Genomic DNA, 24,334 nt, shown 5'->3' with positions numbered 1-24,334 from the left:
CCTCCTTTGAACCTCGTTTTGGAAGTTCTGACAGGCCTCTCACATTCGCGAACGGAAAGGCCACGGGACATGTCAAATGAAACACCGGACATTGCTGCCCGGTGCTGGCGGGGTCTTTAGGCCGGTGTCATGGGAATGTCAAGCAGCGTCCACATTGAGAAGTCGCGAAAATGTGCCTATATTCAGAACAACGCTGGAGAAAAGCGATGCAGACAACTCTGAAGATCGATGACGATGTGCTGGAAGCAGCCGAGGCGATTGCCAAAAAGCAGAATCGTACCCTCGACGAAGTCATGACCGAAATCGCGCGAAACGGCCTGAAAAACGCGCCGCTGATCGTCGTCCGGAACGGTGTGCCTGTTATCCTCAGTAAACCCGGCAACACGCCGGTGACGCCGGAAATCGTCAACGCCCTACGCGACGAATATCCGTGACCTATCTGCTCGACGTCAACATTCTGATTCCTCTCCTCGACTCGAGCCACATCCACCACCCTCCGGCATTCAACTGGTTCTCAACCGTCGGAGGAAAGGATTGGGCGAGTTGCCCACTTACCGAAAACGGCCTGCTGCGGATCATGTCCAATCCGCGCTATCCCAATTGGGCGGGAAAGCCGGTCGAAATCGCCGCTCTTTTCAACTACATGCGCCAGATGACGGAGCATCGCTTTTGGGGCGATGACATCAGCCTACTGGATCCAGCGATTTTCGATATCGAAGAGATCCGCAAGCCGGGCGCGATAACGGACATTTATCTACTTGGCCTCGCACGCTTCAAGAACGGCAAGCTCGCCACCTTCGACCGCCGCATCAATGCAAATGCCGTCATCGGCGGTCACGAGGCACTGCACGTCATCGAAACCTAGCCGCTACTCCGCCGCCAATTGCCCCGGCTCGTCCGGCGCATTGGCATCCCCGGGCGACGTCTCCGCTCCGATATCCGGGAAGGCAACGATGCGCTTGCCGGAAAAATCCGTGTGGACGACGACGACGCCCTGCTCCTCGAAATAACCGAGAAGCCGCCGGGCGCGGCGGGCGGAATGCGTGCCGTAGGCGCGGGCAAGGCGGGCATCCGATGGGCAGGCCTCGTTCCTGATCGCCGCACAGGCCAGAAGCAGGAAGACGCCCTGCAGGTCTTCGGAAACGCGTGCGCAGAGATCCAGGGCACCGGCCCAGGATTCGCCGGCAGCAGTCTCCTCGTCGACGCCGGAGCGCGTGATGGCCACGCGCCGGCGAAACTCCGGGAGCGGCATCGGCGCACCCGTGATCCGGCGCATGCGGGCGCGAACCAGAAACTCCTGATACAGAACGGCATCGGAGCGGAAGGCAGCCTCGGGATCGCCGAGAATTTCCGAGAGCACGGCGACAAGCCGCGTTTCCTTCTCCTCTTCGGAGATGTCAGGCACACTGGCCTTCGGCTCCGTCATGGCGACGGCGGCCGGTGCCGAGCGGGAAAGCTCGGCAAGAATATCGGTCGTCGGTCGCGGCGCCGGCGGCGCGCGGCGGACCATCGGCCGATTGAATTCTTCGGGGTCGGGCGTAAAGATCAGGTCCTCGACATCCGCCGGCGCTTCCGGCATCGGCATCAGTTTCGGGCTCGACGACCGCGCCGAGGTTTCCACCTGGCCAATGACGATCGGCAACGGCCGCCGCGACAGCGCCGGGCCAAGGGCAACAAAATTGCCGCGCTTAAGGTCGCGGAACATTTCCGCCTGGCGCCTATCCATGCCGAGCAGGTCCGCGGCACGTGCCATGTCGATATCGAGGAAGGTGCGGCCCATCAGGAAATTCGAAGCCTCGGCCGCGACGTTCTTGGCGAGTTTTGCCAGTCGCTGCGTGGCGATGACGCCCGCCAGCCCGCGTTTGCGGCCACGACACATCAGGTTCGTCATGGCGCCCAGCGACATTTTTCGCGCGTCTTCGGAGACTTCGCCGGCAACCGAGGGGGCAAACATCTGCGCCTCGTCGACAACGACGAGCACCGGATACCAGAACTCGCGATCGGCATCGAACAGGCCGTTGAGGAAAGCGGCGGCGGCGCGCATCTGCTGGTCGATCTCCAATCCTTCCAACGTCAGCACGCAGGAGACGCGATGCTGGCGGATACGGGTGGCGATGCCGGTCAGTTCCGCTTCGCTGCGCTCGCCATCGACGACGACGTGCCCGAACCGGTCCGAAAGCGTCACGAAATCGCCTTCCGGGTCGATGACGACCTGCTGCACCCACGGCGCGGACTGCTCGAGAAGACGGCGCAGCAGGTGCGACTTGCCGGAACCGGAATTGCCCTGGACCAGAAGGCGGGTGGCAAGAAGCTCCTCGATATCAAGCTTCGCGCTGGCGCCGCCCGAAACCACACCCATATCGATGCCGACCTGCAATGAATTTTCCTCGTTTGCTGTTTTCAGTGACTCGCCGCAGAGCCAACGGCAGATCCTTTAGCAAAGAATGCAGCGGGTTTCTGCGGCGAAGTCGAAAAATGCACAGGCCTTTGCAGTTGTTTCGCCCCGGCTCAGGCGGCCGCCTTCTTCCAGCCGACCGCAAGCAGGCCGGCGCCGATCATCAGGGAGCCGCCGGTGCGATTGACGACACGCTGGACCGCCGGCTTGCGAATCGTCTGCCGCGCCATCGAGGCCATCAGGCCATAAGCGGCGGCGTTCAGCGTGGCGAGCACGAGGAAGGTCGTTTCGAAGATGACCATCTGCATGGCGATCGGACGCGTCAGGTCGAGGAACTGCGGCAGGAAGGCGACAAAAAAGACGATGCTCTTCGGGTTCAGCGCCGTGACGACGTAGGTGTGCAGGAAGATGCGCAAAGGCCGCTCCTTCGCCGGCTCCGCATCTTTGGTTTCACCGGGATCGCTTACCGGCGCGCGCCAGAGCTTTATGCCAAGATAGATCAGATAGGCCGCGCCGACCCATTTCAACACCGTGAACAAAGCAGCGGACGCGGCAAGCAAGGCACCGAGGCCAAGCATCGAGGCGGTCATGGCGGTAAAATCACCGAGCGCCACACCGGCGACGGTCGCCGTCGCCGATTTGCGGCCATGGCTCAACGCATAAGAAATCACCAGCAGGATCGTCGGGCCGGGAATGGCCAGCAGAATGGCGGATGCGGCCACGAAGGCAATCCAATGTTCGAATGACATGCGCGTTCTCTCCCAGATATCGACCGAGCAAGCCACCGATTTGCGGGCTTGGCAAGAGAGAATGGGATACTTCCGTATGGCGTCCGCAGGGCTTGCGACGCTGGCGCTTCGGATCGATAGCAGCCCTCACTGCCCGTGATGTTCGGGACAAGCCCAGAATGACAGAAGAAAACTTTGGGGCCATATCCACAAACGAAGGCGCCGGCCCCTTGGACGAAGCCGGCGCCTCCTTCGATTGACCTAACGCGAGAGAACTTACGCTACGTTCAGCACGCTTTCCGGCGCATAGGCTTCGTAACCCAATGCTTCCGCAACCGGCTGGTTGGTGACGCGGCCTTTGTGGACGTTGAGACCGTTGCGCAGGTGCCTGTCCTCGGCAATTGCCCGCAAGCCGCGATCGGCAAGGGCGAGACCATGCTGCAGCGTCGCATTGTTCAGCGCATGCGCCGAGGTGATCGGAACGGCGCCCGGCATGTTGGCGACACAATAGTGAATGATGCCGTCGACCTCATAGGTCGGCTCGGAATGGGTCGTCGCATGCGAGGTCTCGAAGCAACCGCCCTGGTCGATGGCGACATCGACGATGACGGCACCCTTCTTCATGCCGGACAACATTTCGCGCGTCACCAGTTTCGGCGCAGCGGCACCGGGGATCAGCACCGCGCCGATAACCAGATCGGCGGCGAAAACCTCGTCTTCCAACGCATCGATCGTCGAGTAGCGGGTGCGTACGCGGCCGGCGAAAATATCATCGAGTTGGCGCAGTCGCGGCAGCGAACGGTCGATGATGGTGACTTCGGCACCGAGGCCGGCAGCCATCTTCGCGGCGTGCAGACCGACGACACCGCCGCCGATGACGGCAACCTTGGCCGGCAGAACGCCGGGAACGCCGCCGAGCAGGATGCCGCGACCGCCATAGGCCTTCTGCAGCGCCACCGCACCGGCCTGGATCGACAGGCGACCGGCGACTTCCGACATCGGCGCCAGCAGCGGCAAGCCGCCGCGCTCGTCGGTAACGGTCTCGTAGGCGATGGCGGTAACACCCGAGGCCAGCAGGCCCTTGGTCTGTTCCGGATCGGGAGCAAGGTGCAGATAGGTGTAGAGCAACTGGCCATCGCGAAGCTGCGCCCATTCGGCGGGCTGCGGCTCCTTGACCTTGACGACCATGTCGGACTTTTCGAAAATTTCCTTGGCCGAACCGACGATCTTCGCACCGGCGGCGATGTAAGCCGCATCATCGGCGCCGATGCCGGCACCGGCTTTGGTTTCGATCAGGACGTCGTGGCCGTGCGCCACATATTCCCGCACCGCTCCGGGCGTCAGGCCGACGCGATATTCGTGGTTCTTGATTTCCTTGGGGCAACCGACGCGCATGTAATATTCCTCCTCGTCTCCCGAATGTTCCGCCGTTTCGGGCGGAGCGTCAGGAGAGCAGAAAGAGATCGCAATGTCCTTGCAAAGAGCTTTTGCCCATCGTCAAGAATTCGAATATTATTGCTGAAAATTGCTAAAAATTCGAAGGAAAGACGAATGTCGGACATAGACGCCATGGATGCTTCCATTTTGAGGATCCTGCAGCAGAATGGTCGCATGTCAAATGCCGACCTTGCGGCACGCGTCGGCCTGTCGGCATCGGCGTGTTCGCGGCGCCTCGATATCCTGGAGAAATCCGGGGTGATCAGCGGCTATCATGCCCGCCTCTCCAACAAGGTGCTGGACTACAAGATGGTGGTCATCGTCCACATCTCGCTGTCCGGTCAGTTCGCCAAGACGCTGCAGGAATTCGAGGTCGCGGTCAAACGCTGTCCCAACGTGCTCGTCTGCTACCTGATGTCGGGCGAGTATGACTATATCCTGCGCGTCGCGGCCAAGGATCTGGAAGATTACGAACGCATCCACCGCGACTGGCTTTCGGCGCTGCCGCACGTCGTCAAGATCAATTCGTCCTTCGCGCTGCGGGAAATCATCGACCGTCCCAATGTCGGGCTGTGACGTGTGCGATCGCGGGAAAGCAGACAATCCGAGCGATTCTTGCAAGCAGGCTGCAACCTTTTCGCCCTAGTCTTGCCGCTAACGATCACACTATTTCCGGGTGGGGCATGAACAACGGCTTGAAAATGGAAACCCGCAAGACGCAACGCAAGGCGACCCGCGTCATGGCGAAGGTGAAATACGGCCTTCAGGAAATCCAGGGCCGCGTGCTGAATCTATCGACCAACGGCGTCGCGCTGGAACTCGCCAGCCCGCTTCATGCCGGCATCGGCAGCCAGATCAAGCTTTATGGTGACGATATCGGTCATCTGGAAGGCCTGGTGCGCTGGTGCCATCGCGGTCGCCTCGGCATCCAGTTCAATCCAAATTCGAACGCGCGCGCGCAGGTCGGCTCCTACTTCCGCTTCTTCCACAAGGATGTGCGCCCCACATCCCTGCGCTGAAGCAAAGGAAACGCCTCCGCCTTCGTCACAAGCCGTTTCCAGCAACCAGAAAAAGTCTACCCGATTTCCTGGGCTTGTGGCATTTTCGGCAGCATTCGGGAATCTGCGGGCACAGCGGCAACCTATGCCCGCCCGCTGCGAAAGCGGGAGCTAACATGGCAGTTTTCTACACACCGCATACGGGCAAGCGCGCGACCGTCAAGTGTGGCGATATCCTTATCAACAGCAACACATTCTCGCCGGCGCACTGCGGCATCGTGGTATCGAACCAGGACGTCATTCACGCCACCGGCAAGGGCATCAAGGTCGACGACATCGACATGTGGGGCAACAATGCCGACATGTTCCGCTCCGCCACGGACCTGACCCCAGCCGAGGCGGCCAAGCTGGAGCGCATCGCCCAGGAAATCAAGGATTCCGCCACCTACGGCGTCGGCCGAGCCGCCTTCAAGAGCACCTTCAGCACGCATACGGCCGCCGAAGGCACGCACTCGCGCCTCAACAAGTATAGAGAACGCCTGAAGAACCATCAGGGCGTTGTCAAGCACGTCTACTGCTCGGAGCTGGTCATTCTTTGCTACCAGCTTGCCTGGATCGAAAACGATGCGATCAACGCCAACCATCGGCTGTTCATCCAGCTCGACGGCAAGCACACCTGGCCGAGCACACTGCGCCGCTATCTGCGCAGCAACGCCAACTTCAAGGAACTCGGCGAATACAAGAAGGCTTAGGACCGCCGGAAACTACCAGAAAAAGTAAGGCTGCGAACCACGGCCTGAATTCCCTTTTCGAGCCAAACGGTTATAGTTGTAAAATAAAAGAAATTTTTACAAAACCGAGGTTCCCACAATGGTTGTCTTCTATCAGCCAAATATTGGCATGAAACGCGACAAGGTTAAGGCCGGGGATATATTAATCAACACCAATACCTTCAAACCTGCCCATTGCGGAATCGTGGTGGACGGCCAGATGGTGATCCACGCGACAAAACGCGGCATCCTCAACGAACACATCGACATGTGGAACGAGGAGGCCGACATGTTTCGGCCCAACCCGGAAATGAGTGCCGCCGATACGAAAAAGGTGGTCGGCGTCGCCAGCAATATCCTGGGTTCGGCCGACTACGGTAAAACGCGCGCGGTCATCAAGAGCACCTTCGGCAGCAGCACGGCAGGCGAAGACCTGTATGCCCGGCTAACGAAATACAACGAACGCCTTGAAGACCACCAGGGCATGGTCAAGAACGTCTATTGCTCCGAACTGGTCATTCTTTGCTATCAGATGGCCTGGTTTCAGGGGAAGGTCGAGGAACGGAACAACAAGCTTTTCATCAATCTCGATGGCAAGCACGCCTGGCCGAGCACGCTGCGGCGGTATCTTCGGAGCAACCCGTTCTTCAAGGAACTCGGCCTGTTCAAGAAGCAGCCGAACGCCTGATACCCGCCTCGGACGCCGAACGGCAAAAATCTTCCGAATGAACAGTGCCTCCGTCGGAGGCACTGTTCAGGTTAAAATGTCGCCGCTGAAACGGCGTCAGCCCTTTGCATGCCGCTTCATTCGGCGGCTTGCTGCAACGGCAACGCCTCATCCGCCATCATCGCCACGAAATCCTGGCGGCTGGGGCAGCGCGACAGCCGGCTTGAAAAGGCCTCCAGCATCCAGGCAACAGCCGGCCCCGGCGGGTTCGAGTGTTTGCGGATGGCGTAGAGCGGATATTCGCCCTGCTCGTAGGCATCGAGCTTGAGGTGCACCAGCCTGCCCTCCAAAAGATCCTGCCGCACCAGCGAAGCGGGAATACCGCCCCAACCCAAACCACCGCGCACCAGATCGAGTTTGGTCGCCATGTCGCTGACCCGCCATGTCTTGTAGGACAGCACATTGAAATCGCGGCCCCGGGTGCGGCCGGACGCGTCGGTCACGACGAGCTGAACCTCCTCGCGCACGTCCGCCACCGTCAACGGGCGGGCAATGCGCGCCAGCGGATGTTCGGCACTCGCCACCGGCATCATGAAGGAATGGCCGATCTTTTCCGCCAGCAACGCATCGTCGTGCTGCAAAAGCGCACCGCCGATGCCGATGGACGCCTGATCGCTCAGCACCATGTCCATCACGGTGCCGAGTTCGCCGACATTCAACCTCAACCCGACGGACGGAAACATTTCACGGAATTCACGCAACACATCGACCACCGCATGCGTCGGCACCATGACGCTGATGGCGACGCTGACCTCGGCTTCCAGCCCCTGTTTCAGGCTTTTCGCCCGCGCCCGCATCACTTGCAGGTCGGCGACGATGCGCCTTGCGTCGGAAAGCATTGCCTTGCCGGCCTCCGTCAGCTTCGGCTGCCGTGCGCCGCTGCGCTCGAACAATGCCACGTCCAGCTGCGTTTCAAGATTGCCGATCGTATAGCTGATCACCGATTGTGCCCGGTTCAGCTGCCGCGAAGCAGCGGAAAAACTGCCGGTATCGGCGACGGCGAGAAACACCTGCAGCTGGTCGAGCGTCGGGTTCGCTTCCATGACTTATCCAAAACCTCGATAATAAACTTCGATATTATCCCGGTTTTTTGGATGGAAATCCACTCCTATCTTTCATCTCGAAGACGCGGTTCCCCTGCCCGCGCCGCCTCCAGACCCAAAGATTTCAAGGAAAAGACTATGTCGAACATCCTCCTCGTCACATCCAGCCCGCGCGGTGCCGATTCGCTGTCGAACAAGCTGGCCACCGATCTCGCCGGCAAGCTGAGCACCCAGGCCGGCTCCAAGTCCATCGTCCATCGCGACCTCGTCAGCCAGCCGCTACCGCATATCGACGGCGTCTTCGCTGCCGCCATCCGCAAGCCGGCCGACCAGCGCAACGCTGAAGAAGCCAAGGCTGCCGCCGTTTCCGATGAACTGGTTGCCGAACTGCTGGCCGCCGACACGCTTGTCATCGGCACCGGCCTGATCAACTTCAACATCTATTCGTCGCTGAAGGCCTGGATCGACCATATCGCCCGCGCCGGCCTGACCTTCACCTACACCGAAAATGGCCCGATCGGCCTCGCCACCGGCAAGAAGGCCTATCTCGTTCTCGCATCCGGCGGCGTCTATTCCGATGGTCCGACTGCCGCGATGAACCATGCCGTGCCTTACCTGAAGACCGTCCTCGGCTTCATCGGCATCACCGATGTTGAGGTGGTTTATGTCGAAGGCCTCGCCTACGGCCCGGAAGCTGCGGAAAAGGCCATTGCCGCCGCGCAGACCCGCGCCAAGGAACTGGCGCTCGCCGCCTGATCCGGCACAATGTCCGAAAACAGAACGGTCGGGTTTTCCCGGCCGTTTTTGTGTCTATGCTCCATCCTTACCCATCCCGGTCACAAAACTCTTGACCGCATCGAGGATGTCCTTCGACAAAGCAGCATCGTCGCTGACCCGCGCCAACCCCACGGCACCGGCCATGGCGCAGACCGCAACAATCGCCTGACGCCGTCGTTCCGCTTCATCCTCCCCGGCGACCCTGCCTTCAAACGCTCTGAAATTGCGCTGCAACCGCGCCGTGGCGATGGCACGCGTCTTGTCGTCGCTGCGTCCGAGGTCGGAGGTCAGCATGGCGAAAGCACAGCCCTCGCTCGGCCCGGCGCAATGACTTTCGCTGAGATAGATCTCGGCAAATTCGCCGGCGGTCAATTCAGCAAACGATTTTCCGCCCTTCGCCATTGCCTGTGTCGATCCTTCGAAAGCCGCCTGCATCGCTTCGGCGACCAGATCGTCGCGGGAGCCGAAATGTTTGTAGAAGCCGCCGACCGTCAAGCCGGCCTCCTTCATCAGATCGGCAACGCCGACGCCCTGCAGCCCCTCCTCGCGCAACCGGCGTGCGGCGATCTGGACGATCCGCTCATGGGTCTCCTGCTTTTCCTTTTGTGAACGGGCCATCGCGAATCTCCTTCACCGATCCCTTGACAGAAATAGATTATAATCATAATCCTTATTTATGGATTACAATCATAATCCAAATCATCAACGGATCCAAGCGGAGTTTGAACATGCGTCTTCAGGGCAAGGTAGCCGTCATCACCGGCGGCAATAGCGGCATCGGTTTCGCCACGGCGAAGGTTTTTGCTGCGGAAGGTGCGAAAGTGGCAATCGTCGGCCGCAATGCCGAAACACTTGCCAGGGCAGCGGAGGAACTCGGCAACGGCGTGCTGGCGCTTCGCGCCGACGTTACCGATGCGGCATCGCTGGAAACGGCATTCGCAACGGCAGCGGAAAAACTCGGCCGAATCGATATCCTGTTCGCCAATGCCGGCATCGGCGGCGCCACGCCGCTTGGCCAGACAGCTCTCGAACAGTTCGAGCAGATTGTCCGCACCAATCTCACCGGGGTCTTCTTCAGCGTCCAGGCCGCCCTGCCGCATCTGAACGACCAAGGATCGGTGATCCTCAACGGTTCGGTCCATGCTGTCCTTGGAATGCCCGGCTGGTCCGCTTATGCCGCCGCGAAAGGCGGCGTGCGCGCCATGGCGCGCAATCTCGCCTCCGAACTTGCGCCCCGCGGCATCCGCGTCAACCAGGTAACGCCGGGAGGCACGAGAACGCCGATCTGGTCGGCGCTTGCACCGACGGACGACGCCATGAATGCGCTGGAAGCCCGCATCGGCGGCATGAGTGCGCTCGGCCGCATGAGCGAGGCAGACGAAATCGCCAAGGCGGCGCTTTACCTGGCCTCGGACGATTCGCTCAATGTCACGGGGATTGAAATCACCGTCGATGGCGGCGCCACCAGCGCTCCCTCGGGCGCAAAGATCTTCCGGGCCGCCTGAGCGGCGCTACCGGGATCAGACCTGCCGGCTTTTCTCGCCATCGGCGAACAGGCCGGCACCGTTCTGGTCGATGATCTGCCGTGCCTTGCGCACGGTAAACTCCACCGCATCATCCGCGGTGGAAAACACGTCGGCGCGGACGAAAGTCCGCACGAGCGTCTCGCCGTTCACCTGCTTTTCGATCCGGCCCGCCAGACGGAACTGCGAGCCTTCGCGCTGCGGCGTCGGGTGGATCGTGCAATCGCCATGCGTCTGCGCTTCGGCGCTGACGGCGGAAGATTGCTCGGCCTTGGGGCCACCGGAAAACAGGGAAAAAATATTCGACAGAATAGACATGCTTTTGTCCTAACACATTCTTTCCGCCCCCAAAAGGGCGTTGCTGCCGGCTTTCCGCCCCGCCAAAAGGGCGTCACCGCGGGCCTGTTCAGATGATCAGATTGGAGATGATCTCGTTTTCGGTAATGTCCTCGTATCCCATGCCGGCATTTTCGAAACGCTCGATCAGTTCGGCAAAATTGCCGGAATTCTTTGTTTCGATGCCGATGAGAATGGAGCCGAAGTTGCGGGCCGACTTCTTCAGATATTCGAACCGGGAGATATCGTCCTCGGGACCGAGAAGGTTGAGGAAATCACGTAGCGCACCGGGCCGCTGCGCCAGCCTGAGGATGAAGTATTTCTTCAGCCCGGCATAGCGCATGGCGCGCTCCTTGACATCAGGCAGCCGCTCGAAATCGAAATTGCCGCCGGACACCACAGCGACGACACGCTTGCCGGCGAGGCGCTTCTTGCCGATCGCCTCCAGCGCCGTGATCGAGAGGGCGCCTGCCGGTTCCAGCACCACGCCTTCGACATTCAGCATTTCGGTGATCGTCACGCAGATGGCGTTTTCCGAGAGCAGCAGAACTTGCTCCGGTGAGAAACCCTTGAGGGCCGCAAAATTGAGATCGCCGATCCGCGCCACCGCGGCGCCATCGACGAAATTGTCGACCTTGCTCAGCGGCACCACCTCTCCGGCCTCCAGGCTACGCCGCAGGCTCGGCGCGCCGGAGGGTTCGGCAAAGACGAACGCGCCGGGCGCAACGTCATCCTTGAGGTAACCCGTCACGCCCGCCGACAGGCCACCGCCGCCGACCGGCATGATCACCATGTCCGGGATCACCCCCTCCGGCAGCTGCTCGACGATTTCAGCGGCCACCGTTGCCTGCCCCTCGATGATATCTGGATGATCGAAGGGCGGCACCATGACGCCGTCGATCTTCTCCACATGCCGTCTTGCCGCCGCATAGCATTGGTCGAAAAAGTCGCCGAACAGCCGGATGGTGATGTATTCGCCACCGAAGGCCCGCGTCTTGTCGATCTTCTGCTGCGGCGTCGTCACTGGCATGAACACCACGCCATGCACCTGGAAATGCCGGCAAACATAAGCAAAACCCTGGGCGTGGTTGCCGGCCGAAGCGCAGACGAAAACCTTTTCTGTGCCGCCGTCAGCAATCACCTTGCGGAAGAAATTAAAGGCGCCGCGAATCTTGTACGAGCGCACCGGCGAAAGATCTTCGCGTTTCAGCCAGATCTCCGCACCATAGCGGGCACTGAGGTAATCGTTGAGCTGTAGGGGTGTCGCGGGGAAGAGGCCGCGCATCGCCTCGGCGGCGTTGTTGATCTCGGCTTTGGTCATGGAAAAAGCGTCCGTTGCGTTCCAATTTCACCCCCGCTATGGCATAAGCGGACTGCGGATACAAAGAAACTTTTTCGCCTCGCAGCAATCATGGTGGGCCTTCCTTGAACGTCAATCTTTTTCGTTCTGCCGTCCATATCGCGGCGATCTGCGGCCTCTATTTGTCGATTGCCATGGCCATCCCGGCATTGATCGACCTGCATTTCGGCCACCGCGACTGGACCGTCTTTGTTTTCTCCGGCCTGATGACCGGCGGCCTATCGCTGGGCGCCGCCTTGGCAACCTCGGGAACGCAGCCGCCGTTCAACAAGCGTTTCGGCTTCATCCTGGTCAACATCCTGTGGCTGTGCTTCTCGCTGATCGGCGCCTTGCCGATCTATCTTTCCAGCGTGGATCTCAGCTTCGCCCAGGCACTGTTCGAATCCGTCTCGGCGATTACCACGACCGGCGGCACGGTCATCAGCGGACTGGACAGGGCCCCACCCGGCCTGCTTCTCTGGCGCTCCATGCTCTGCTGGTTCGGAGGCATCGGTATCGTCGCGCTCGGGCTTTTTGTCCTGCCTTTCCTGCATGTCGGCGGCATAGCCTTCTTCAAGATGGAATCATCGGACACCAACGACCGGCCGTTCGCGCGGCTCGGTAGTTTCATCCATGCTTTCCTCGCCATCTATGTCCTGCTGACCGTCATCTGCACCGTTGCCTACGATCTCGCCGGCATGTCGCATTTCGATGCCTTGAACCATGCGATGTCGACGGTGGCGACGGCAGGCTTTTCAACGCATGACGCTTCGTTCGCCTTTTTCGACAACACGGCAATTCTCTGGATATCGAGTATCTTTCTGACGCTCGGCAGCTTGCCCTTCTCTGTGATGATCCTTTTTGCCGTTCGCGGCCGGCTGGATACGCTGCGCGATCCACAGATCATCGTTTTCCTCGGTTATCTCTCCGCCCTCTCGCTTGCGGTGGCCGCCTATCACCATGTCCGCAACGAAGTTGCATTCGGTGATGCCCTGACGCATTCCGTCTTCAACATGGCCTCGATTCTCTCGACCGGCGGCTTCGCCAGCGAAGACTATACGCTTTGGGGACCCTTCGTCGTCGTCGTCGCCTTTTTCGCCACCTTCGTCGGCGGCTGTTCCGGTTCCACGGCCGGCGGAATCAAGGCCTATCGGCTGATCATCCTGTTCAGCATGTTCCGATCCGGCCTGCGCCGGTTGATCTATCCAAACGGTGTCTTTTCCATCCGCTACGGCAACATCATCGTCGATGACGACATGCAGCGTGCCGTCGTCCTGTATCTCATCGCATTTCTCTCTCTCTGGGTCGCCGGCAGCCTCGCGATGGCTTGCCTCGGTTATGATTTCCTGACAGCGACGTCGGCGGTCGCCACATCGCTCGCCAATGTCGGCCCGGGCATCGGCCCCACCATCGGACCTGCCGGCAATTTTTCGACGCTGAGCGCGCCGGCGCTGCATCTTTTGTCCTTCTTCATGTTGCTTGGACGTCTCGAAATCCTCACCGTCCTGGTGTTGGCGATGCCGACCTTCTGGCGCAGTTGAGACGGTCGCCATGCTTTTGCCCAAAGCGGCGGAAATATCGGTGATAGCAATCACTTGACAGCGCATGCCAATCTTTCAGACTAGCCTGGTTGCCAATGCTCGAGCGGAAAGGGTACCGATGATTCGTCCTGCGCGGAAAGGCCTGCGAACGGCCTTTGTCCTTCTGAGTGCCATGGGCTGTCTGACTGCGATGCCGGCGCTGGCCGGGCCGCTTCTCGACGCGGCGACGAAAGCGGAGGAAAAGGCCAAAAGCGGCGACCAGATCGGCGCCTACGAGATCATGCGCAGCGCGCTCGGCGATTTCGCCGCGACATTGCCGCTGACGATCGGCAAGGGCATCTTCGTCGCCGACGTACCGACGGCTTACGGCATCTATACGCCGCGCACCGACTCGGTCTTCAAACCCGGTGAAAAGCTGATCACCTATGTTGAGCCGATCGGCCTCACCTGGAAACCCGCCGACGGCGGCAAGATGCAGACCAATTTCACCGTCGATTTCGAGCTGATGGATACCAAGGGCGAGGTCCTTGCCGGCCAGAAGACGTTCGGCAACTTTTCCTTCATCGGTTATGTGCGCAACCAGGAAATCTTCACCCACCTGACGCTCGACATCTCGGGCGCACCGCCGGGCGACTATCTCTTGCGGTATACGCTGAACGACACCGGCAGCAGCCGCACCGTCAAGATCGACCAGCCGTTCAAGATCGCGCAAAAATAGGTGGCATCGGCCGGCGGCATTTCGCTGTTCGGCCGTTCAGCGCGATGGATTAGAAGCAAAGGTCGAAGACAGAAGCGCCGTCATCCGATGCCGGCGGCAGTTGGCCCGACGACCGATTGATATCGATGGGATAAAATTCGCAAATAGCGGAGTGCGGCAACCGCTCACGCAAGCCGTTTCGCATGACGATCAACACGTCGTTCTCGCAGCCAAGCGTTTCGACGACGAATGTCCGCCTGTTGCCGGCCGCGTCGACGATCCCAACCGCATATCTTCCTGCCATGCCCCTACCTTCGAAACATGAAACATCGCTTGCGCGGCCGCGGGCGGAAACGATGCCAATATCCGGGGCGCACGCAAGGACACATCTCACGCCCAGTATCCTTAATATTACGTCAACGAAGGGCTGGCTGCATCCCGGCGGGCTTCAACGGTAATCCCGCCTCGGCGCCGCCGGCCGGCAATTTCAGCAAAAGTGTGTAGCGGTTTTTCGTCCGGAATTGCGTAGAAACAAAACGATAGAGTGTTTTCGCGATACGGAGAAAAGCGGAAACGCTCTATGCAAAAGAAAAGCCGGACGAGGCGATCCCCATCCGGCTTATTCCATTCAGCAATTGCAGGCAGGACGTGGGCTTGAGCGCCCACTCTTCCGTCTTCGGCTATTGGAGCCACATCCGCCTTTTCATCCTGCCAGAACCGATCAAGCGTTCAACGCGGCGGCCACGGCCTCGATGGCTTCCGCCGCCTTGGATCCGTCCGGACCGCCGGCCTGCGCCATGTCCGGACGACCGCCGCCGCCCTTGCCGCCGAGAGCGGCAGAGGCGATGCGCACCAGATCGACGGCGCTGAAACGACCGACGAGATCCTCGGTCACGGCAACGACGGCGCTGGCCTTGCCATCGTCGGAAACGCCGATCAAGGCAACGATGCCGGAGCCGAGGCTCGCCTTGCCATCATCCGCCAGGCCCTTGAGATCCTTGGGGTCGACGCCCGAAATCGCCTTGCCGAGGAATTTCACGCCATCAAGCTCGCGAACGGCGTCGGCCGAACCGGCCTGCCCGCCGCCCATGGCGAGCTTGCGCTTGGCATCCGCCAGTTCCCGCTCCAGCTTGCGGCGTTCGTCGATCATCGCCTCGACGCGCGACAGCACCTCTGCCGGCTGCACCTTCAGCGAGGCGGCCAGCGCCTTGACGCGGTCATCCTGCTCGGAGAGGTAGGCACGGGCTGCATCGCCGGTGACCGCCTCGATACGGCGCACTCCGGCGCCGACGGCGCTTTCCGACAGCACGCGCACCAGGCCGATTTCGCCGGTGGAGCCGACATGGGTGCCGCCGCAGAGCTCGACCGAATAGGCCTTGCCGGACTTCGGGCCGTGGGTCGCCCGGCCCATGGAGACCACACGCACCTCGTCGCCGTATTTTTCACCGAACAGCGCCATCGCGCCTTCGGCGATCGCATCGTCGACGCTCATCAGCCGCGTCGTCACCGGTGCATTCTGCAGCACGATCTCGTTGGCCATGTCTTCGACGACCTTCAACTCCTCCGCCGACATCGGCTTCGGGTGCGAAACGTCGAAACGCAGGCGCTCCGGCGCCACCAGCGACCCCTTCTGGGCCACGTGCGTACCGAGCACCTCGCGCAGCGCTTCGTGCAGCAGGTGGGTGGCCGAGTGATTGGAGCGCAGCCGCGAGCGGCGGGCGTGGTCGACGGTCAGCGCCACGGCGTCGCCGACGGAGATCGTTCCGTCCGAGACAGTCGCAACATGCACGAACAGGCCTTCGCCCTTCTTCTGCGTGTCGGCGACAGCCACCTTGGCGGTATCGCTGGCGATCACGCCGGCATCGCCCATCTGGCCGCCGGACTCACCGTAGAACGGCGTCTGGTTGACGACGACCTGCACCGTTTCACCGGCTGCAGCGCTCGTGACGCTCTTGCCGTCGCGAACGATCGCCTGCACCACGCCTTCGGCGGTTTCCGTGTCGTAGCCCAGGAATTCGGTGGCGCCGAGCTTTTCCTTCAGCTCGAACCAGATCGTTTCGGTCGCCTTGTCGCCGGAGCCAGCCCAATGCGAGCGCGCCTCGGCCTTCTGCCGTTCCATCGCATCGGTGAAACCGGACAGGTCGACGCCGATGCCGCGGGCGCGCAGCGCATCCTGCGTCAGGTCGAGCGGGAAGCCGAACGTATCGTAAAGCTTGAAGGCCGTTTCGCCGTCGAGCATGTCGCCCTGGCCGAGCGTCGTCGTCGCGTCGGAGAGCAGGCCGAGGCCACGTTCAAGCGTCTTGCGGAAACGGGTTTCCTCAAGCTTCAGCGTCTCGGAAATCAACGCTTCGGCGCGCACCAGCTCGGGATAGGCGCGGCCCATCTGCTGCACCAGTGCCGGCAAAAGCTTCCACATCAGCGGATCGCGGGCGCCGAGAAGCTGCGCATGGCGCATGGCGCGGCGCATGATGCGGCGCAGCACGTAACCGCGGCCTTCGTTCGACGGCAACACGCCATCGGCAATCAGGAAGGCCGAAGAGCGCAGGTGGTCGGCAATGACACGGTGGCTGGCGCGACGTTCGCCTTCAGCCTTGACGCCGGTGGCCTCTTCCGAAGCGGCGATCAGCGCGCGGAACAGGTCGATGTCGTAGTTGTCGTGCTGGCCCTGGAGAACGGCGGCGACACGCTCAAGGCCCATGCCGGTATCGATCGACGGACGCGGCAGGTTGACGCGCTCTTCTTTCGTCACCTGCTCGTATTGCATGAAGACGAGGTTCCAGATCTCGATGAAACGGTCGCCATCCTCTTCCGGCGACCCCGGAGGGCCACCCCAGATATGATCGCCGTGATCGTAGAAGATTTCGGAACAGGGACCGCAAGGGCCGGTATCGCCCATCGCCCAGAAATTGTCGCTGGTCGGGATGCGGATGATCTTTTCATCGGAAAGGCCGGCGATCTTCTTCCAGAGATCGAAGGCTTCGTCGTCGGTATGATAGACCGTCACCAGCAACCGGTCGCGCGCCAGGCCGAATTCCTTGGTGATCAGGTTCCAGGCAAGCTCGATCGCCCGCTCCTTGAAATAATCGCCGAAGGAGAAGTTGCCGAGCATTTCGAAGAAGGTGTGGTGGCGGGCGGTATAACCGACATTGTCGAGGTCGTTGTGCTTGCCGCCGGCGCGCACGCATTTCTGCGCCGTCACTGCCGTCGAATAGGGACGCTGCTCCAGACCGGTAAAGACGTTCTTGAACTGCACCATGCCGGCATTGGTGAACATCAGGGTCGGGTCGTTGCGCGGAACAAGCGGGCTCGATGCGACGACTTCGTGGCCGTTCTTCTTGTAATAGTCGAGAAAGGTCGACCGGATTTCATTCACACCGCTCATAGCACGCCCTTCATTGCTGCCGGAAAGCCGGCAAAATACCAAAATCAACGGCTTTTATCGTCCGCACCTGCCACTGTCCAGCACAAGCAAGAAAAACCGGCCGCACATCTTGCGAAATGTGCGGCCGGCGACAGAAAAGCGATATTTGCGGTCAATACCGAACCGATCAGGCCTCGGCGGCGTCGTCACCATCCGATTCCGGACCGCCATTTTGCAGGAAGCGGTCGGCGATCAGGCCGGCATTCTGCCGCAGCGCGGTCTCGATCTCGCGAGCAAGATCCGGATTGTCGCGCAGGAACGTCTTGGCGTTTTCACGGCCCTGGCCGAGGCGCTGGCTGTTGTAGGAGAACCAGGCGCCGGATTTTTCGACGATGCCGGCCTTGACGCCGAGATCGATGAGTTCGCCGGTCTTCGACACGCCTTCGCCATACATGATGTCGAATTCGACCTGCTTGAAGGGCGGCGCCATCTTGTTCTTGACGACCTTGACGCGCGTCTGGTTACCGACGACTTCGTCACGCTCCTTGACCGAGCCGATGCGACGGATATCGAGACGGACCGAGGCGTAGAATTTCAGCGCGTTGCCGCCCGTCGTCGTTTCCGGCGAACCGAACATCACACCGATCTTCATGCGGATCTGGTTGATGAAGATCACCATGGTGTTCGACTTCGAGATCGAGGCGGTGAGCTTGCGCAGCGCCTGGCTCATCAGGCGGGCTTGCAGGCCGGGCAGACTGTCGCCCATCTCGCCTTCGATTTCGGCCCGCGGCGTCAGTGCCGCCACAGAGTCGACGACCAGCACGTCGATGGCGCCGGAACGCACCAGCGTATCGGTGATTTCGAGTGCCTGCTCGCCGGTATCAGGCTGGGAAATCAGAAGGTTCTGCAGGTCGACGCCGAGCTTGCGGGCATAGACCGGGTCGAGCGCGTGTTCGGCGTCGACGAAGGCGCAGATACCGCCCTTTTTCTGGGCTTCCGCGATGGTCTGCAGCGCCAGCGTCGTCTTGCCCGAGCTTTCCGGTCCGTAAATCTCGATGATGCGGCCCTTCGGAAGACCACCGACGCCGAGCGCGATATCGAGGCTGAGAGAACCCGTGGACACGGTTTCGATCTCGATCACGTTCTCGTTGGAGCCGAGCTTCATGATCGAGCCCTTGCCGAAGGAGCGCTCGATCTGCGAGAGAGCTGCTTCCAATGCCTTGCTTTTATCCACCGATTTTTCCTCTACAAGCCGCAACATATTCTGTGACATCCGGTCCACCTTTAGGTTATTGAAGCCGTTGAGGCAACGAAGCTGCTGATGCGGATTTTGTACCTCATTTGTTCTCATATTGCAACGCCCATTCAACCCACTGATTCAAAAACCGAAATGAACGCGTGTTCTTTTTTTGTTTTCACCTTGGATAACAGAGGCTTGAAGACGGAAGCGGATGCGGACGTTTCTTCTGGAACGCAGCGAATCGGGTGTGGTCGGGTGAACTTTCCGGGGAAGCGACATGCATAAGATTCTCGTCCTCGGCGGCGCGCATATCGATCGGCGGGGCCGCATCGGCGGCGAGACCGCGCACGGCGCCAGCATTCCCGGCCACTGGTTCGAGGAGGCCGGCGGCGGCGGCTTCAATGCCGCCCGCAACCTGGCGCGGCTCGGCCTTGCGGTCAGGATGATTTCGCCGCGGGGCGGCGATGCCGATGGCCAGAGCGTTGCGGAGGCGGCGCTGGCGGCCGGCGTCGACGATCGCCCCTTCACCTTCCTCGACCGGAAAACACCGAGCTACACCGCCATCCTGGAGCGGGACGGCAATCTGTTGATCGCGCTTGCCGACATGGAGCTTTACCGGCTGTTTTCGCCGCGCCGGCTTTCCGTCCGCGCGGTGCGCGATGCCATGGCGGAGGCCGACCTGGTGCTCTGCGACGCCAACCTGCCGCAGGAAACGATCGCCACGCTTTCGGTCAAGGCACGCCATCTCGGCAAGCGGGTTGCGGCAATCGCCATCTCGCCGGCCAAGGTGCCGCGCTACCGTGAGAGCCTGGCCGAAATCGACTTCCTGTTCATGAACGAGGCGGAGGCTCAGGCGCTTGTCGGCAAACGTCCCGAAACAGCCGAGGAATGGCCCTCGTTGCTGCGTGACGCCGGGCTTTCCGGCGGCGTCGTCACCCGCGGTCGCGAGGCGGCGATCGGCTTTAGCGGCGAGCGCTCCGTTTCCCTGTTGCCACCGGCCATCGACACGGTTGCGGATGTGACCGGAGCCGGCGACTCTCTGGCGGCCGGCGTGCTTTACGGCGTCATGAACGGGTTGCCGTTCGAGGAGGCGATGCGGTTCGGCGCGGCCGCCGCGGCGATTACCGTGCAGTCGCCGCTGGCCACGGCCGAAAATCTCTCCGAAGACTTGCTCCGCGACATGCTGGCTCTTGTGCCGGCGGCGAAAATCCTGTCATGAGAAGCGCAAATACCAGACAAATGGAGGTCTCTCGATGACCAAAGCCCTCTCCCCCTCGCTGCCGATCGCCTATTCGAAGGAAGTCGCCGCCGCCAAGCAGCGCGGTGCGCCGATCGTTGCGCTCGAATCCACAATCATCACCCACGGCATGCCCTACCCCGGCAACATCGACATGGCCAACAGCGTCGAGGCGATCATTCGCGCCCAGGGCGCGGTGCCGGCGACCATCGCCGTGCTGCGCGGCACGCTGCATGTCGGCCTGGAAGCGGAGGAGCTGGAGCAGCTGGCGCAGACGACGGATGCGCTCAAGGTGTCCCGCGCCGACATCGCCTTCGCCATTGCCGAACGGCGCACCGGCGCCACCACCGTTGCGGCGACGATGATCGCTGCAGCGCTGGCCGGCATCCGCGTTTTCGCCACCGGCGGTATCGGCGGCGTGCATCGCGGTGCCGAGGAAAGTTTTGATATCTCCGCCGACCTGGAAGAACTGGCCCGCACCCCGGTCATCGTCGTCTGCGCCGGCGCCAAGGCGATCCTCGATATCCCCAAAACCCTGGAAGTGCTGGAAACGCGCGGCGTGCCGGTCGTCACCTACGGTTCGAAAGATTTCCCGGCCTTCTGGTCGCGTGTCTCTGGCCTGGACAGCCCGCTGATGCTCAACAGCCCGGCGGCAATCGCCAACTTCCAGGCCGTGCGCGAGCAGATGGGCATCGATGGCGGCATGCTGATCGCCAATCCGGTGCCGGAAGAGGCAGAGATCCCCAGGGACGAGATGGAAGTCTTCATCGCCCGGGCGCTGGAAAATGCCGAAAAGGACGATATTTCCGGCAAGGCCGTCACGCCCTACCTGCTCGCCGATATCTTCAAGCTCACCCAGGGCCGCAGCCTGAAGACCAACATTGCGCTGGTCGAAAACAACACGCGGCTTGCGGCAGAGATCGCCGTATCGCTGGTGGATTAGAGTATTTCCAGCTGAAGCGGAATCGCTTCGGCGTCGGACAATGCGGCAAAACAAAGAGATAGAGCGTTTTCGCATTTCGGAGAAAAGCGGAAATGCTCTAAATGCAAAGCGGCCGGTCCTGCCGGCCGCGACCCACCCGGAGCACGACATGCCGCTGACGCGAATCCTGCTCTATGTGCGCGATGTCGAGAAGACCGCACGGTTTTATACGGCGCTGTTCGGCCTCGAAGCCCAACGGGCGGAAGGTGACCGGATCGTCGAGCTGGTCGATCCGCAGGGCGGCGCCAATCTCATGCTGCATCCCGCTGCCAAGGGCCAGAAGACCGGACAAGCGACGGTAAAGCTCGTTTTTTCCGTAGCGGATGTCGATGCATTCTGCCGCGAGAGCAATGCCCGCGGCTTTCCGTTCGGCCCGATCCATCGTACCGCGGATTACGCCTTCGCCAATGCCAAGGATCCGGACGGAAACTCTATTTCCGTTTCAAGCCGCGGCATGCCTGACTGTTGAAAGCAGGTCCGTCTCCGCTGGGCAACCGAGCTTCGGCTGCCTCAGGAATCCAGCATTTCCCAAACGGCCTCGGCGAGCTGCTTCAGCGAGAAGGGTTTCGGCAGGAAGCCGAACTTGGCATCGGCGGGCAGATTGCGGGCAAAAGCGTCTTCGGCATAACCGGATACGAAGATGAACTTCAGATCCGGATAGGTCTTGCGCAATTCGCCGAGCAGCGTCGGTCCGTCCATTTCCGGCATGACGACGTCGGAGACGACGATATCCACCTTGCCGTCCAGTTCCTCCATGATCTCCAGCGCCTCGACGCCGGACCCGGCCTCATGCACGGTGTAGCCGCGCGTTTCGAGCATGCGCTTGCCGCCACGCCGCACCGCCTCCTCGTCTTCGACGAGTAGGACGACGGCGGACTTTCCGGTCAGGTCGACCGGCTCCGGCGGCGTCACCTTGTCGGCTGCCACGACGGGCTTTTCGCCAGACGCCGTAAGGGCTGCCGGCTGGTGGGCGACGTTTTCGTTGGCGGCCACCACTTCGGGGATATGGCGCGGAAGGAAGACGCGGAAGACCGTGCCGCGGCCCACTTCCGATTCCGGATAGATATAGCCGCCGGACTGCTTGACGATGCCGTAGACCATCGCCAGCCCGAGACCCGTACCCTTGCCCACTTCCTTGGTCGTGAAGAACGGCTCGAAGATCTTGTCCATGATTTCGGGCGGGATTCCGGTGCCGGTATCGGCGACCTCGATCAGCACGAGATCTTCCTCCGGCAGATCGGAGTAATTGTAGCCGGAGACCTCGGATGCCAGAAGATTGCGGGTGCGCACCGTCAGCGTGCCACCGCCCGGCATCGCATCGCGGGCATTGACGCAGAGATTGATAAGCACCTGCTCGAATTGCGAAAGATCGGTCTTTACCGGCCAGAGATCACGGCCGTAGTCGACGTTCAGCTTGACGTTGGTGCCGGAAATCAGGCGGTCGACCAGCATGCGCAGGTCGCCGACGACATCGGTGAGATTGAGCACCGTCGGCCGCATCGTCTGCTTGCGCGAGAAGGCCAGCAACTGCCGCACCAGCACGGCGGCGCGATTGGCGTTGCGCTTGATCTCCATCAGGTCGGCAAAACTCGCATCCGATGGCCGCACCTGCAACAGCAGATGGTCGGACGACAGGAGGATCGCCGTCAGCACGTTGTTGAAATCGTGGGCGATGCCGCCGGCCAGCGTGCCGACCGCATTCATCTTCTGGGTCTGCGCCATCTGGGTTTCGAGCGCCTTCTGCTCGGTCACCTCGACGGCATAGACGATAGCAGCCTCTTCCGGCGCCTCGTCCGTCTGGTCGATGACGGCATTGACGTAATAGCGGAAATGCCGGGTTTCGTCCTTCGGATGGCGGGAATCGATCGGCGGAATGTCGCCCTGCCGATCCTTGGCCGCAGCAAGCGCCTGGGCCAGCCGGCCGCGCTCGTTGTCGTGGACGATCGATTCCAGCAGCGCGCCGCGATCGACATCGTCACGCGACACGACACCGGAAAACAGTTTTAGGAACGGCGCGTTGGTACGCAGGATGCGACCGTCGCCACCGACGGAAGCAATCGCCATCGGCGTGTTGTTGAAGAAGCGGGTGAAACGCATCGCCGCCACGGAGGCGGATTGATCGCTCTCGTCGTCCTTCTGCCGGGCGATGACGATGGTACGGCTTTCGCCCGGCGCGCCGTCGCGCATCGAGGACACGCGGTGGACGATGCGCACCGGCAGGCTCTGGCCGTTGGAGCGGCGCAAATCGAGGTCCAGCGTTTCCGTTCTCTTTGCGCCGGGTTCGGCCTGCACCGACTGGATCAACGCCAACCCTTCGCCGGCCACCAGCTCGCCGATGCTCAGGGAACCGGGCACGAATTTCGTCAGGTCGATGCCGAGCCATTCGGCCAGCGTCGCGTTGATGTAGAAAATCTCGCCCTTGCGGCCGGCGGAAAAGAAACCGGCCGGTGCATGGTCGAGATAGTCGATGGCGTTCTGCAATTCCTTGAAGAAGCGCTCCTGGTCGTCACGCTCGGAGGTGATGTCGGTGACCTGCCACACATGCAGACTGCCCTTGCCCTGCGGCTGCGGCAGGATACGGGAGCGCAACCGATACCAGTGGGCGCCGGAACCGTGACCGGAAGACGGCCCGAGCGGCTTCAGCAACCGGAACTCCTCGTGGCCGTCGCGCCCTTCGCGCAGGCCGTTGGTCAGGCGATAGAGCGCTTCATTGGATTCGCGGTTGCGCGACAAAAGCTCTTCCAGCGTCTGCACGTCCGTCGCCTTGCTGGCACCGGTCATGCGGCCGTAGGCGGCATTGGCGTAAAGCAGCCTGCCCTTGTCGTCGGTGATCAGCGTGCCGTCCGGCTGGCTGTCGATGAAGCCGCGGCCGAAGCTGTCCGAGCGGCTCTGCGGCATCACCTCGACAAAACCGATGATCGACGACACGAAAAAGAAGATGCCGACCATGGCGAGAACGCCGAGCAGGCCCAAAACGACTTCGTTGTTCAACTGGTCCTTGAAGAAGACGAAAGCGACGGCTGCACCAATCAGCACGAAGGCAAGCAGGATGATGCGCGCGACCGTGCCCGAACGCACGCCGCGATCCACCAAGGGCACCGTGTAATCGTCCGCCTGGGGCAATATCGTCATCTCCTCGCGCTCAATGTCCGCTCGGGCCGCCGGGATTGACGGAAGGTGGAATCGGAACAGTCCGTTTACCT

Annotated in this window: 24 protein-coding genes; 13 read left to right on the top strand and 11 right to left on the bottom strand. The window is 61.3% G+C overall.

The window, feature by feature from the left end:
• The first annotated feature begins 206 nt into the window (after window positions 1-206).
• Complete coding sequence (locus tag ACSQ3I_RS23935) at window positions 207-434, top strand: CopG family transcriptional regulator (RefSeq protein WP_436003112.1); 228 nt, start codon at window positions 207-209, stop codon at window positions 432-434.
• Window positions 431-865: a TA system VapC family ribonuclease toxin gene (locus ACSQ3I_RS23930; RefSeq protein ID WP_436003110.1), complete on the top strand. Its 435-nt coding sequence runs from the start codon at window positions 431-433 to the stop codon at window positions 863-865. Before ACSQ3I_RS23935 ends, ACSQ3I_RS23930 begins: the two co-directional genes overlap by 4 nt.
• 3 nt (window positions 866-868) lie before the next feature.
• Here ACSQ3I_RS23930 and ACSQ3I_RS23925 read toward each other — a convergent pair whose 3' ends face one another.
• The 3 genes from ACSQ3I_RS23925 to ald form a co-directional block, all read right to left on the bottom strand.
• Entirely contained in the window at window positions 869-2,377 is a 1,509-nt protein-coding gene (locus tag ACSQ3I_RS23925) for a helicase HerA domain-containing protein (protein WP_436003108.1), read from the bottom strand.
• A gap of 131 nt (window positions 2,378-2,508) precedes the next feature.
• Window positions 2,509-3,144, bottom strand: coding sequence for a LysE family translocator (locus ACSQ3I_RS23920; RefSeq protein ID WP_436003106.1), 636 nt, complete (start codon window positions 3,142-3,144; stop codon window positions 2,509-2,511).
• 255 nt (window positions 3,145-3,399) lie between these two features.
• A complete protein-coding gene (gene ald / locus ACSQ3I_RS23915; RefSeq protein ID WP_436003104.1) occupies window positions 3,400-4,518 on the bottom strand; it encodes an alanine dehydrogenase in 1,119 nt (372 codons plus the stop codon).
• Window positions 4,519-4,674: 156 nt separating this feature from the next.
• Here ald and ACSQ3I_RS23910 point away from each other — a divergent pair, with 156 nt between their 5' ends.
• The 4 genes from ACSQ3I_RS23910 to ACSQ3I_RS23895 all read left to right on the top strand — a co-directional run bounded on the left by ACSQ3I_RS23910 (window position 4,675) and on the right by ACSQ3I_RS23895 (window position 7,016).
• On the top strand, window positions 4,675-5,136 hold the full coding sequence (locus ACSQ3I_RS23910) for an Lrp/AsnC family transcriptional regulator (RefSeq protein ID WP_436003102.1): 462 nt from the start codon (window positions 4,675-4,677) through the stop codon (window positions 5,134-5,136).
• A gap of 107 nt (window positions 5,137-5,243) precedes the next feature.
• The gene (locus tag ACSQ3I_RS23905) at window positions 5,244-5,579 is read left to right on the top strand and encodes a PilZ domain-containing protein (RefSeq protein ID WP_436003100.1); all 336 of its coding nucleotides are present in this window, start codon (window positions 5,244-5,246) and stop codon (window positions 5,577-5,579) included.
• A 155-nt stretch (window positions 5,580-5,734) separates the two neighbouring features.
• Complete coding sequence (locus ACSQ3I_RS23900) at window positions 5,735-6,310, top strand: hypothetical protein (RefSeq protein ID WP_436003099.1); 576 nt, start codon at window positions 5,735-5,737, stop codon at window positions 6,308-6,310.
• 226 nt (window positions 6,311-6,536) lie between these two features.
• Window positions 6,537-7,016 (top strand): hypothetical protein, encoded by a 480-nt coding sequence (locus ACSQ3I_RS23895; RefSeq protein WP_436003097.1) that lies wholly within the window; start codon window positions 6,537-6,539, stop codon window positions 7,014-7,016.
• Between the two features lie 116 nt (window positions 7,017-7,132).
• On the opposite strand, the gene ACSQ3I_RS23890 is transcribed toward ACSQ3I_RS23895, so the two are convergent.
• Entirely contained in the window at window positions 7,133-8,098 is a 966-nt protein-coding gene (locus tag ACSQ3I_RS23890; RefSeq protein WP_436003095.1) for a LysR family transcriptional regulator, read from the bottom strand.
• Window positions 8,099-8,236: 138 nt separating this feature from the next.
• On the opposite strand from ACSQ3I_RS23890, the gene ACSQ3I_RS23885 reads away from it, so the two are divergent.
• Window positions 8,237-8,854, top strand: coding sequence for an FMN-dependent NADH-azoreductase (locus tag ACSQ3I_RS23885; protein ID WP_436003093.1), 618 nt, complete (start codon window positions 8,237-8,239; stop codon window positions 8,852-8,854).
• A gap of 54 nt (window positions 8,855-8,908) precedes the next feature.
• Here ACSQ3I_RS23885 and ACSQ3I_RS23880 read toward each other — a convergent pair whose 3' ends face one another.
• Window positions 8,909-9,493, bottom strand: coding sequence for a TetR/AcrR family transcriptional regulator (locus ACSQ3I_RS23880; RefSeq protein WP_436003091.1), 585 nt, complete (start codon window positions 9,491-9,493; stop codon window positions 8,909-8,911).
• Window positions 9,494-9,603: 110 nt separating this feature from the next.
• On the opposite strand from ACSQ3I_RS23880, the gene ACSQ3I_RS23875 reads away from it, so the two are divergent.
• Complete coding sequence (locus tag ACSQ3I_RS23875) at window positions 9,604-10,380, top strand: SDR family NAD(P)-dependent oxidoreductase (protein WP_436003089.1); 777 nt, start codon at window positions 9,604-9,606, stop codon at window positions 10,378-10,380.
• Between the two features lie 15 nt (window positions 10,381-10,395).
• Here ACSQ3I_RS23875 and ACSQ3I_RS23870 read toward each other — a convergent pair whose 3' ends face one another.
• Both ACSQ3I_RS23870 and ilvA read right to left on the bottom strand, forming a co-directional pair.
• On the bottom strand, window positions 10,396-10,716 hold the full coding sequence (locus ACSQ3I_RS23870; RefSeq protein ID WP_436003087.1) for an HlyU family transcriptional regulator: 321 nt from the start codon (window positions 10,714-10,716) through the stop codon (window positions 10,396-10,398).
• A gap of 88 nt (window positions 10,717-10,804) precedes the next feature.
• Entirely contained in the window at window positions 10,805-12,055 is a 1,251-nt protein-coding gene (gene ilvA / locus ACSQ3I_RS23865) for a threonine ammonia-lyase (protein WP_436003085.1), read from the bottom strand.
• A 104-nt stretch (window positions 12,056-12,159) separates the two neighbouring features.
• Between ilvA and ACSQ3I_RS23860 the strand changes: the two genes are divergently transcribed.
• Both ACSQ3I_RS23860 and ACSQ3I_RS23855 read left to right on the top strand, forming a co-directional pair.
• Entirely contained in the window at window positions 12,160-13,614 is a 1,455-nt protein-coding gene (locus tag ACSQ3I_RS23860) for a TrkH family potassium uptake protein (RefSeq protein WP_436003083.1), read from the top strand.
• 118 nt (window positions 13,615-13,732) lie between these two features.
• Complete coding sequence (locus tag ACSQ3I_RS23855) at window positions 13,733-14,332, top strand: hypothetical protein (protein ID WP_436003081.1); 600 nt, start codon at window positions 13,733-13,735, stop codon at window positions 14,330-14,332.
• A 49-nt stretch (window positions 14,333-14,381) separates the two neighbouring features.
• Here ACSQ3I_RS23855 and ACSQ3I_RS23850 read toward each other — a convergent pair whose 3' ends face one another.
• The 3 genes from ACSQ3I_RS23850 to recA all read right to left on the bottom strand — a co-directional run bounded on the left by ACSQ3I_RS23850 (window position 14,382) and on the right by recA (window position 18,945).
• Entirely contained in the window at window positions 14,382-14,615 is a 234-nt protein-coding gene (locus ACSQ3I_RS23850) for a hypothetical protein (RefSeq protein ID WP_436003079.1), read from the bottom strand.
• 417 nt (window positions 14,616-15,032) lie between these two features.
• Complete coding sequence (alaS, locus tag ACSQ3I_RS23845; RefSeq protein WP_436003077.1) at window positions 15,033-17,693, bottom strand: alanine--tRNA ligase; 2,661 nt, start codon at window positions 17,691-17,693, stop codon at window positions 15,033-15,035.
• A gap of 166 nt (window positions 17,694-17,859) precedes the next feature.
• The gene (recA, locus tag ACSQ3I_RS23840; protein WP_436003075.1) at window positions 17,860-18,945 is read right to left on the bottom strand and encodes a recombinase RecA; all 1,086 of its coding nucleotides are present in this window, start codon (window positions 18,943-18,945) and stop codon (window positions 17,860-17,862) included.
• A 244-nt stretch (window positions 18,946-19,189) separates the two neighbouring features.
• On the opposite strand from recA, the gene ACSQ3I_RS23835 reads away from it, so the two are divergent.
• From ACSQ3I_RS23835 to ACSQ3I_RS23825, 3 genes are all read left to right on the top strand, one after another.
• Window positions 19,190-20,131 (top strand): carbohydrate kinase family protein, encoded by a 942-nt coding sequence (locus tag ACSQ3I_RS23835; RefSeq protein ID WP_436003073.1) that lies wholly within the window; start codon window positions 19,190-19,192, stop codon window positions 20,129-20,131.
• Window positions 20,132-20,165: 34 nt separating this feature from the next.
• Window positions 20,166-21,092, top strand: a complete 927-nt coding sequence (locus tag ACSQ3I_RS23830; RefSeq protein WP_436003071.1) for a pseudouridine-5'-phosphate glycosidase — start codon at window positions 20,166-20,168, stop codon at window positions 21,090-21,092.
• Window positions 21,093-21,240: 148 nt separating this feature from the next.
• Complete coding sequence (locus ACSQ3I_RS23825) at window positions 21,241-21,600, top strand: VOC family protein (protein ID WP_436003070.1); 360 nt, start codon at window positions 21,241-21,243, stop codon at window positions 21,598-21,600.
• Window positions 21,601-21,641: 41 nt separating this feature from the next.
• On the opposite strand, the gene cckA is transcribed toward ACSQ3I_RS23825, so the two are convergent.
• Window positions 21,642-24,263 (bottom strand): cell cycle histidine kinase CckA, encoded by a 2,622-nt coding sequence (gene cckA, locus ACSQ3I_RS23820; RefSeq protein ID WP_436003068.1) that lies wholly within the window; start codon window positions 24,261-24,263, stop codon window positions 21,642-21,644.
• Window positions 24,264-24,334: the final 71 nt, after the last annotated feature.

The organism is Rhizobium sp. LjRoot30, from assembly GCF_964253915.1.
GTDB lineage: Bacteria > Pseudomonadota > Alphaproteobacteria > Rhizobiales > Rhizobiaceae > Metarhizobium.
This window is presented reverse-complemented; position numbering and strand designations above follow the sequence as displayed.